The organism is Paraburkholderia bengalensis, assembly GCF_037126505.1.
In the GTDB taxonomy this organism is placed as follows: Bacteria; Pseudomonadota; Gammaproteobacteria; order Burkholderiales; family Burkholderiaceae; genus Paraburkholderia; species Paraburkholderia bengalensis.
The window spans coordinates 1-6,843 of the sequence record NZ_JACFYJ010000183.1; the positions used below are offsets into that span (position 1 = coordinate 1).

Annotated in this window: 8 protein-coding genes; 5 read left to right on the top strand and 3 right to left on the bottom strand. The window is 67.0% G+C overall.

Annotation, left to right across the window (positions count from 1 at the left end):
• Positions 1–299: ArsR/SmtB family transcription factor (locus tag H3V53_RS41950; protein ID WP_336602861.1), on the bottom strand; the 299-nt coding region annotated here is incomplete at its 3' end.
• A 61-nt stretch (positions 300–360) separates the two neighbouring features.
• Between H3V53_RS41950 and H3V53_RS41955 the strand changes: the two genes are divergently transcribed.
• The 5 genes from H3V53_RS41955 to H3V53_RS41970 all read left to right on the top strand — a co-directional run bounded on the left by H3V53_RS41955 (position 361) and on the right by H3V53_RS41970 (position 3,808).
• On the top strand, positions 361–639 hold the full coding sequence (locus H3V53_RS41955) for a hypothetical protein (RefSeq protein ID WP_336602866.1): 279 nt from the start codon (positions 361–363) through the stop codon (positions 637–639).
• A 132-nt stretch (positions 640–771) separates the two neighbouring features.
• Positions 772–2,043, top strand: coding sequence for an MFS transporter (locus H3V53_RS41960; RefSeq protein ID WP_336602862.1), 1,272 nt, complete (start codon positions 772–774; stop codon positions 2,041–2,043).
• Between the two features lie 30 nt (positions 2,044–2,073).
• Positions 2,074–2,874 (top strand): AraC family transcriptional regulator, encoded by an 801-nt coding sequence (locus tag H3V53_RS41965; RefSeq protein ID WP_419539747.1) that lies wholly within the window; start codon positions 2,074–2,076, stop codon positions 2,872–2,874.
• Positions 2,859–3,158, top strand: coding sequence for a helix-turn-helix domain-containing protein (locus H3V53_RS43925; RefSeq protein ID WP_419539748.1), 300 nt, complete (start codon positions 2,859–2,861; stop codon positions 3,156–3,158). Before H3V53_RS41965 ends, H3V53_RS43925 begins: the two co-directional genes overlap by 16 nt.
• Before the next feature lie 140 nt (positions 3,159–3,298).
• Positions 3,299–3,808, top strand: coding sequence for an acyl-CoA thioesterase (locus H3V53_RS41970; protein WP_336602863.1), 510 nt, complete (start codon positions 3,299–3,301; stop codon positions 3,806–3,808).
• A gap of 47 nt (positions 3,809–3,855) precedes the next feature.
• On the opposite strand, the gene fumC is transcribed toward H3V53_RS41970, so the two are convergent.
• Both fumC and H3V53_RS41980 read right to left on the bottom strand, forming a co-directional pair.
• The gene (gene fumC / locus H3V53_RS41975) at positions 3,856–5,256 is read right to left on the bottom strand and encodes a class II fumarate hydratase (protein WP_336602864.1); all 1,401 of its coding nucleotides are present in this window, start codon (positions 5,254–5,256) and stop codon (positions 3,856–3,858) included.
• A 60-nt stretch (positions 5,257–5,316) separates the two neighbouring features.
• Positions 5,317–6,843: phospholipase D family protein (locus tag H3V53_RS41980; protein WP_336602865.1), on the bottom strand; the 1,527-nt coding region annotated here is incomplete at its 5' end.

Sequence of the window (6,843 nt, forward strand, 5' to 3'; positions counted from 1 at the left end):
CCCTGCGCGACGTTGGCGAGCGCCTCGATGGTCGCGGCGATTTCCGCCGATGCAATGCGGAAATAACGATGCCGGCCGCGCACTTCGAGCGCGAGCAGCCCGCCGTCGGTGAGCCGCGCGAGGTGCGCGCTCGCTGCCGACGGCGACAGCCCCGCAATCAGCGTCAGCTCGCCCGCCGGACGCGCCGTGCCGTCCATCAGCGCCCACAGCATGGCGGCCCGGCCGGGATCGGCGAGCAGCGCGCCGATATGGCTCAGGCCGGGAAAGTGGTTCGGTTCGAACGCAAGCGGAACGGCCATCCGGGTCTCCCTTCGTCGACGAAGTGCATGATCGCTTCACTGTACGCGTGATCCGCAATCGATGTTTCAGGCTGGCGTGAATCGTCGCGTGCACGGCGAGCATGAACGCCCGTGGCAAACTGCGCCGGCGAGAGCGGCCAGGCTAGAATCGAAAACGCCTTTCACCGTTTCCAGCGCGTTTCCAGCGCATAAAGCAGTCATGAAAATCCTGTTTGCCGTGGTCATTGCCGCCGTCCTTTGCAGCGCTTGCGCGCAAGGCGGCTTGGGCTCATCGTCGGCCGGTTCGGGCAGCATCATGATGTACGGCACCTTCGACGAAGGCGTCACCGTCCACAACTGAAGCAACGGGCGCGGTGCCTCGCTGGCGCACACCGGGCAGGCACGTCTGGCAGAAATTGATGCATCATTGACCTCTCTGCCAACGCAAACGATGTGACGATACCGGGATCGTCACCACGCCCCGAGGCCGCCGATGCCGTCGCCTTCCGCTTGCGCTGTCAGCAGCGCTCCGTGTAACCGAGCCGACCCGGATGGCCGCCGCGCCGCGCGCGTGCTCGCGCTCTGTCAGGCGCTGTACACGTCGTCCGTATCGATCGACCTGACGCTGACGGGTCTTGTCGGCTACACGCTCGCCGCCGACAAGTCGCTCGCCACGCTGCCGTTTTCGCTGATCACCGTGGCTGCCGCGCTGACCACCGTGTTCGCGTCGTTCCTGATGGCGCGCATCGGGCGGCGCGCGGGCTTTCTGCTCGGCGCGGGCATCGGCGCGGCGGGCGGCGCGATCTCCGTGTACGCGATCTTCCATCACAGTTTCTGGGCGTTCTGCGCGGGCACGGCCACCGTCGGCGTGTTCCAGGCGTTCGCGCAGTACTACCGTCTCGCCGCCGCCGACGCCGTCGCGGCGGACGCGAAAAGCCGCGCGATTTCGACGGTGCTCACGGGCGGCGTGATCGCGGCCGTGCTCGGCCCGGCGCTTGCCGCGTGGAGCAAGGACTGGCTCGCGCCCGTCGCGTTCGCCGGTTCGTACGCGCTCGTGACGGGCCTCGGGCTGCTGTCGATGGCGCTGCTCGCCGGGTTGTATCGCGATGCCGCGCCGCACGCAGACGCCGCCGCGCAAACCGAACCGGCGCGCCCTTGGCGAGCGATCGTCCGGCAGCCGATCTTCATCGCCGCGCTCGCCAACAACGCGCTCGGCTACGCGGTGATGATGTTCGTGATGACGGCGACGCCGATCGCCGCTGTCGCCTGTGGACATTCGATCGGCGACGGCGCACAGATCATCCAGTGGCATCTCGTCGGCATGTTCGCGCCGTCGTTTTTCTCGGCGCGGCTGATCGCGCGCTTTGGCGTGCTGCGCGTGATCGGCGCGGGCATCGTGCTGTCCGCGCTGTGCGGCGTGCTCGCGCTGCGCTCGACGGACCTCGCGCTGCGCTCGACGGACCTCGCGCATTTCTACGCGGCGCTCGCGTGCCTGGGCGTGGGCTGGAACCTGATGTTCGTCGGCGGCACGACGCTGCTTGCGCAGTCGTATCGCGCATCGGAGCGCGCCAAGACGCAAGCGACGAGCGAATTCACCACCTTCGCGTTCTCCGCGCTCGGCTCGCTGTGCGCCGGGCAGATGCTCGCGCACTTCGGCTGGACGGCCGTCAATGCGGCGATTTTTCCGTTTCTCGCGCTTGCTGCTCTGGCGACGCTCGCGTTCGGCTGGTCACGCCGACCGGCCGCCGCGGCGTCGGGCATGTGAGTGTGTGCCTGCATCGAACAAGGAAAACCCATGAACCCGACTTCCGGCGAAACCCGTCTTCCGGACCATGACGGCCCGAGGCCGCAGGTTCGGCACATCGTGTTCGCGGTCGCGCCCGAACTCGTGCTGCTCGACGCATGCGGGCCGCTCGAGGCATTTCACCGCGCCGAGCTGACGTTGCGCGACGCGCGCCGCGTCGCGCCGGACAGCCGCGAGCCCGTCGCTTACCGGACGACGGTCGCGTCGATCGACGGCGGCGCGCTCGACACCTTTCCCGGCTTGCCCGTTCTCACGCAGTGTCTGGATACGCTCGACGACCAACCGATCGATACGCTGATCGTGCCGGGTGTGCCCGTCGACGGCGGCCGCACGCTGCAGCCGGCGCTGATCGACTGGATCGCGCGGCGCACGCCGCAGGTGCGGCGAGTCTGCTCGGTGTGCACGGGCGCGTTCTACCTGGCCGAAGCGGGCGTGCTAGACGGCCGCCGCGCGACGACGCACTGGCGCGACGCCGGCCATCTCGCCGAGCGCTTTCCGCGCGTCACCGTCGACGCCGAGCCGATCTTCATCCGCGAGCCGCTGCCGGGCGCCGATGCAAATGGCGACGAGCGCGCCATCTGGACGTCGGCGGGCGTGACCGCGGGCATCGACCTCGCGCTCGCGCTGATCCAGGAGGATTTCGGCCATCCTGTCGCGATGCAGTTGCGCGGCGGCTGGTCGTGTTCGTCAAGCGGCCGGGCGGGCAGTCGCAATTCAGCGCGGCGCTGGCTGCGCAGGCGTCGGCGGGCGGCGCCTTCGACGGACTGCACGGCTGGATGGCGTCGAACCTGAGCGGCGACCTGTCCGTCGAGCGGCTCGCCGAAGAGGCGCGCATGAGCCCGCGCACGTTCGCGCGCCGTTATGTCGACGAAGTCGGGCGCACGCCCGCCAAGACCGTGTCGGCGATGCGGCTGGAGGCGGCATCGCGCGCGCTTGCAGAATCGCGCCGGCCATTGAAACGGATCGCGCTCGATTGCGGTTTTGGCAGCGAGCAGAACTTGCGGCGCGCCTTCATGCGCGGTTTCGGCGTGCTGCCGCTCGATTACCGCGAGCGCTTCGCGTCGGCGCTGCGCTGAAGCGGGCACGGCGTCGGCGATGCGTGCGCGCCGTCGCCGCGCGCTTGTGGCAGCGCGACCCGCGCGCGAGCCGCGACAAGCGCAGCGGCTGCCTTAATGCCCTCGTATAATCGGCTCCTTTCGATTGTTTCGCCGGAGTCATGATGAGCACGCCAATCGCTGCGCCACTGGATCGTTCGGAAACCACGTTCCGCTTTCTCGCCGAGCCGACCTCGGTCAACTTCGGCGGCAAGGTGCACGGCGGCGCGCTGATGAAATGGATCGACGAGACCGCGTACGCATGTTCGGCCGTCTGGTCCGGCCGCTATTGCGTGACGGTGAGCGTCGGCAACATCCGCTTTCGCCGGCCGATTCACGTCGGCAATCTGGTCGAGTTGCGCGCGCGCGTCGTCGCGACGGGGCGCACCAGCATGCACATTCACGTGTCCGTACACGCGGGCGATCCGAAGGGCGGCGAGCTGCTGCAAACCACGGATTGTCTCGTCGTGATGGTGGCCGTCAACGAGAACGGCAGTCCCGTGCCCGTGCCGTCGTTCGTGCCGCAGACGGAAGAGCAGCAGCGTCTGGCGAAGTACGCGATGGACGTGAAGGATGCGCTCGACGCCATCGTCGACCTGAAGCCGGACGAGGTGGCGAAGGGCAAGGTGTGACGCGATTGTCCGCGAGGCGCGCTGCGCCTCGCGTATTGCACGAAGGCCTAGCTCTTCGGGTTGCCGACCATGTCGTGCGGCCGCACCCATTCGTCGAACTGCTGTTCCGTCACATAGCCGAGCGCCAGCGCCGCGGCCTTCAGTGTGGTGTGCTCCTTGTGCGCCTTCTTGGCGATCTGCGCGGCCTTGTCGTAGCCGATGTGCGGATTGAGCGCCGTCACCAGCATCAACGATTCGTTCAGTAATTGATCGATGCGCTCGCGATTCGGCTCGATGCCGACCGCGCAGTTGTCGTTGAAGCTGTGCATGCCGTCGGCGAGCAGCCGGACGGACTGCAGCACGTTGTGGGCGATCATCGGCCGGAACACGTTCAGCTCGAAGTTGCCGCCCGCGCCGCCCACATTGACGGCGACGTCGTTGCCGAACACCTGGCAGCACAGCATCGTGACGGCTTCCGATTGCGTCGGGTTGACCTTGCCCGGCATGATCGAGCTGCCCGGCTCGTTTTCGGGAATCGACAGTTCGCCCAGACCGCAGCGCGGACCGCTCGCCAGCCAGCGGATGTCGTTGGCGATCTTCATCATGCTCGCGGCGAGCGTCTTCAGCGCGCCATGCGCGAACACCAGCGCGTCGGCGGCTGCCATCACTTCGAACTTGTTCGGCGCCGTTTCGAACGGCAGGCCCGTCAGACGGCCGATCGCGGCGGCCACTTCGGCGGCGAACTTCGGATGCGCGTTCAGGCCCGTGCCGACGGCCGTGCCGCCTTGCGCAAGCTGGTAAAGATGCGGGAGCGACGATTCGATGTGCTTCGCGTTCTGATCGAGCTGCGCGACGTAGCCGGAAAATTCCTGGCCGAGCGTGAGCGGCGTGGCGTCCTGCAGGTGCGTGCGGCCGATCTTCACGATGTCGGCGAAGTCTTTCGATTTTTTATCGAGCGTAGCGCGCAGCGCCCTCAGCGCGGGCAGCAGATGCTTGACGATGCCGACGGCCGCCGCGACGTGCATCGCGGTCGGAAACACGTCGTTCGACGACTGGCCGCGATTGACGTCGTCGTTCGGATGCACGAGGCGCGCTTCGCCGCGTTGGCCGCCCATCAGCTCGCTCGCGCGGTTCGCGATCACCTCGTTCAGGTTCATGTTGGTCTGCGTGCCGGAACCCGTCTGCCAGACGGCGAGCGGAAACTCGTCGGGATGCTTGCCTTCGATGATCTCGTCGGCGGCGGCCATGATCGCCTTGGCCTTGGTCGCATCGAGCACGCCGAGGCCGAGGTTCACTTCGGCGGCGGCGCGCTTGACGATCGCGAGCGCCGTGATGAGTTCAGGCGACTGCTTTTCCGTCGAGATCTTGAAGTTCTGCAGCGAACGCTGCGTTTGCGCGCCCCACAGTTTCTCGTTCGGGACGGCGATTTCGCCGAACGTATCGCGTTCCATGCGTACATCTTCGGTCATGTTGTAGCTCCGCTTGACTGGGTGATCGGAGGACTTCCGGATACGGTGGCGCAGCGCGCCTCACAGCTGTTCGTCGACAGGCAGCAACAAGAATAGACCCGTCAGCGCGTTGCGGTAAAAGCCCGCGCCGGGATCGAGGTTGTATTGGCGGATCAGGCCGTTTTCCTCGTCGGTCCAGACGAGCTTTGCCTGCGGCGTGGCGGAGTTTCTCAGCACGGCGAGCTGCGCCGGCGTCGCGAGCGTCACGCGATAGCTGACTTGCGGCGACGTCGCCTTGTCGAACAGTTGCGCCACCTCGTCGGCGAGGGGCGGGCTGTGGATCACGAGCGCGAGTTCCGTGTTCAGATGTGCCGAGCGCGGATCGAGATTCATCGAGCCGATCACGAGCGTGCTGCGGTCGATCACGTAGGTTTTCGCATGCAGGCTCGCTTTCGAACGCGAGCCGAACAGGCCGCCCGTCGGCGGCAGGTCGCCGGGCGTGGGCTTGAACTCGTACAGCTGCACGCCCTTTTGCAGCAGCGGCACGCGATACGGGCTGTAGCCCGCCTGCACGGCGACGGCGTCCGTCGCGGCGAGGGAGTTGGTCAGCACCTTGACGGCGACGCCGCGCTGCACCAGCGCGCCGAGCGCGTCGACGCCCGCCTGGTGCGGCACGAAGTAAGGCGACGTGATCAGGAATTCGCGCTGCGCGTCGTGCATCAGTTCGATGAGGCGCTGCATCGGCGGGCTCTTGTACTGGTCGGGGGGCACCTTCATTTTTTCGGGCGAATCGACCATGAACTCCGCGTTCGCCCACACGAGCCCCAGTTCATCCCTGGCGATCTGCGCCGCCAGCGGCGTCGCGTTCAGCGGCTTCGCGTTGTACGGGTCCGCGTTCTTGCGCCAGTGCGCGCGCAACTCGTCGCGCATGACGTCGAGTTCATGCGGATCGAACTTCTGCTGGTTCAGCGCGCGCAGCGGGTAGGCGTTGCTGTCGTTCCAGTACGCATCGAAGCTCGCCGAAATATCGGACGTGAGCGGGCCGGCGGCGAGCACGTCGATATCGCGAAACTGCAGCGTCGGGCTCGCGCTGAAATATTCGTCGCCGAGATTGCGTCCGCCGACGATCGCAATCTGGTTGTCCGCGATCATCGCCTTGTTGTGCATGCGCCGCGTGAACGCGCCGATCTGCGTGAAGAAGTTCTCGCTGCGCTGGTAGAAGCTGGTCGGCTCGCTGCCGAACGGGTTGAACACGCGGATCTCGATCTTGTCGTGCGAGTTCAGCGCAGCCATCACACGGTCGATGTCCTTGAAGTTCAGGTCGTCGACCAGCATCCGCACGCGCACGCCGTGGTCCGCGGCGTAGAGCGCGGCGGCGAGTAGCAGCTTGCCTGTCGTGTCTTCCTCGGCGATGTAGTACTGCATGTCGAGCGTTTTCGTCGCCGAGCGCGCGAGCGCGATGCGCATCTGCAGCGCCTGCGCTCCGTCCGACAGCACGCGAAAGCCCGATTGGCCGGGATGCGCGCGTTCCGGCGCGGCGAGGGCCGAGCCGAGCGGCGTGGTGTCGGTGGTGGGCAGCGCGTGCGTGACGGGGCGCTCGAACGCGGT

Bases quoted from the DNA above. Each gene is read 5' to 3' on its own strand.
- H3V53_RS41965 (WP_419539747.1), top strand. From the start codon at position 2,074: ATGAACCCGACTTCCGGCGAAACCCGTCTTCCGGACCATGACGGCCCG.
- H3V53_RS41970 (WP_336602863.1), top strand. From the start codon at position 3,299: ATGATGAGCACGCCAATCGCTGCGCCACTGGATCGTTCGGAAACCACG.
- H3V53_RS43925 (WP_419539748.1), top strand. From the start codon at position 2,859: ATGGCGTCGAACCTGAGCGGCGACCTGTCCGTCGAGCGGCTCGCCGAA.
- H3V53_RS41955 (WP_336602866.1), top strand. From the start codon at position 361: ATGTTTCAGGCTGGCGTGAATCGTCGCGTGCACGGCGAGCATGAACGC.
- H3V53_RS41960 (WP_336602862.1), top strand. From the start codon at position 772: ATGCCGTCGCCTTCCGCTTGCGCTGTCAGCAGCGCTCCGTGTAACCGA.
- fumC (WP_336602864.1), bottom strand. From the start codon at position 5,256: ATGACCGAAGATGTACGCATGGAACGCGATACGTTCGGCGAAATCGCC.